Origin of the sequence: Spirillospora sp. NPDC046719 (assembly GCF_040645715.1) — a bacterium.
Taxonomy (GTDB): Bacteria; Actinomycetota; Actinomycetes; order Streptosporangiales; family Streptosporangiaceae; genus Spirillospora.
Genome location: NZ_JBEYYT010000113.1, coordinates 9,750 through 11,755 on the forward strand (window position 1 = coordinate 9,750; position 2,006 = coordinate 11,755).

The following is a 2,006-nucleotide window of genomic DNA, read 5'->3' on the forward strand; positions in this document are numbered from 1 at the left end:
CTCTTCGCGCCGGGGGGCCGGGTGGCCGGGGGGTGCCTCCGCGGGCTGGGGCCGGGGCGGGGGGGTTTTCCGGCGCGCGGGCCCCCGTCCCGCCGGATCAGTCCTGGCGGGGCGTCACTTCATGTCGGCGAAGCCGGTGCGCCACGACGGGGTCTGCGGCTTCCAGCCCAGGCCGAGCGCCTTGGCGTTCGACACCGGACGCCCCGTCGTGGCCGCGTGCTTGCCGGCGCTGCCCGGCGTCGGGGCGCCGAGCGCCGCGCTGTACACCGGGAGCCACTCCGCGGTCGTCGCCGGCTCGTCGTCGACGATGTTGACCGGCCCGGCCGGCCAGTCCAGCGCCGCCAGCGCCGCCGCGGCCGCGTCGTCGGCGTGCACGAACGACGTCCACGCCGGCGCCAGCCGCAGGCTGCCCGCCTTCACCCGCTGCGCGATCGCGCCGTCCGGCGCGTACCAGGTGCCGGGCCCGTACAGCGCCCCGTACCGCAGCACGACGCCGCGCGGCATCTCGGCCACCGCGTGCTCCAGCGCCGCGATGCCCGCGTAGGGCGGCAGCGAGGAGTCCAGCGCGTCGGTCTCGGACGCGGGCGTCTCGCCCGCCAGGTACAGCCACGCGATGCTCTGCGCGATCATCGTCTCGACGCCGGCCGCCTTCGCCGCGTCGACCAGGTTGCGCGTGCCCTCGACGCGCAGCCGCGAGTTGGCCTCGAAGTCCTCACCGCTGAGATCGGTGAGCTGGTGGACGACCACGTCCGGCCGCGCCTCCGCGACGGCGGCGCGGACGGCGCCGGCGTCGAAGGCGTCCAGGACGACCGGCGCGGCGCCGAGCGCGGAGATGGAGCCGGTGCGCTCCTCGCGGCGTGTCGTCCCTGCGACCTCGTGGCCCGCCTGGACGAGCAGCGGGATCAGCCGGCGGCCGATGACTCCGGTCGCTCCGGCGAGGAAGATCTTCAAGGGGGTAACCTCCACGACTGTCACGCCTTTGTGGTCGTCTGACGGCAGGATAGGCAGAGTCCTGATCCAGGTCACGCGCGGCCCCGGCGCGGGCCGCCCCCCGTGGCCGCCGGACGACGGGCGGACGAGCCGCACCGCCCCGTGGAAGCTCGTCCGACATGAGGGTACCGCCGGAGACCGTCCGTGTGCGTTTCGTGCCCGGCGCGGGGGACAATTCTGTGCATGAACATCACTCTCGTCCGAGGTGACATCACCGAACAGGACGTCGACGCCGTGGTGAACGCGGCGAACTCGTCGTTGCTCGGCGGCGGCGGGGTCGACGGGGCGATCCACCGCAGGGGCGGCCCGGAGATCCTGGACGAGTGCCGCAAGCTGCGTGCCGCGCAGTACGGCGGCGGACTGCCGACCGGGCAGGCGGTCGCGACGACGGCGGGGCGGCTGCCGGCCCGCTGGGTGATCCACACGGTCGGGCCGGTCTACTCCCGGTCCGAGGACCGCTCGGGCCTGCTGGCCTCCTGCTACCGCGAGTCGCTGCGGGTCGCCGACGAGCTGGGCGTCGCGTCGATCGCGTTCCCGGCCGTGTCGGCGGGCATCTACGGCTGGCCGATGGACGACGCCGCCCGGATCGCGGTCGGTACGGTGCGGGCGGCGCAGACCAAGGTGTCGGACGCGCGGTTCGTGCTGTTCAGCGAGGACGCGTACGCGGCGTTCGAACGCGCCGTCGGGATGCCCTGAGGGGCTTCACCGCCGATCGGCCTTCTTCCGAAGGCTTCGCCGGCATGCCCCGGCGGGCGTCGCCGTCAGTCGTCCTTCTTCGGCGGCGGCACGACCAGCACGGGACGTCCCGCGTGGTGCAGGACCCGCGTCGACACGCTGCCGAGGATCATCGACCGGGCGCCCGCGAGGCCGCGCGAACCCGTCACGACCAGCGAGGCGTCCAGTTCATCGGCCACGTCGACGATCGCGGCCCACACCGGCCCGCCGCCGCGCTCGGCGCGCGGGGTCACCTGGGTCGCGCCGGCGGGGGCCGGCGGCGCCGGCGCCCCGGGGGGGCG

General features: G+C 75.4%; 3 protein-coding genes. 1 reads left to right on the forward strand and 2 read right to left on the reverse strand.

Going from position 1 to position 2,006, the window contains the following annotated elements:
* Positions 1 to 114 precede the first annotated feature (114 nt).
* Positions 115 to 966 (reverse strand): NAD-dependent epimerase/dehydratase family protein, encoded by an 852-nt coding sequence (locus ABZ914_RS20680; RefSeq protein ID WP_500194871.1) that lies wholly within the window; start codon positions 964 to 966, stop codon positions 115 to 117.
* 207 nt (positions 967 to 1,173) lie between these two features.
* Between ABZ914_RS20680 and ABZ914_RS20685 the strand changes: the two genes are divergently transcribed.
* On the forward strand, positions 1,174 to 1,686 hold the full coding sequence (locus ABZ914_RS20685; RefSeq protein ID WP_190860847.1) for an O-acetyl-ADP-ribose deacetylase: 513 nt from the start codon (positions 1,174 to 1,176) through the stop codon (positions 1,684 to 1,686).
* Positions 1,687 to 1,751: 65 nt separating this feature from the next.
* On the opposite strand, the gene ABZ914_RS20690 is transcribed toward ABZ914_RS20685, so the two are convergent.
* Positions 1,752 to 2,006 (reverse strand): universal stress protein (locus tag ABZ914_RS20690; RefSeq protein ID WP_500194874.1); only part of this gene is annotated, 255 nt, incomplete at its 5' end.

Coding starts and splice junctions, on each gene's coding strand:
- ABZ914_RS20685 (WP_190860847.1), top strand. CDS start 1,174: ATGAACATCACTCTCGTCCGAGGTGACATCACCGAACAGGACGTCGAC.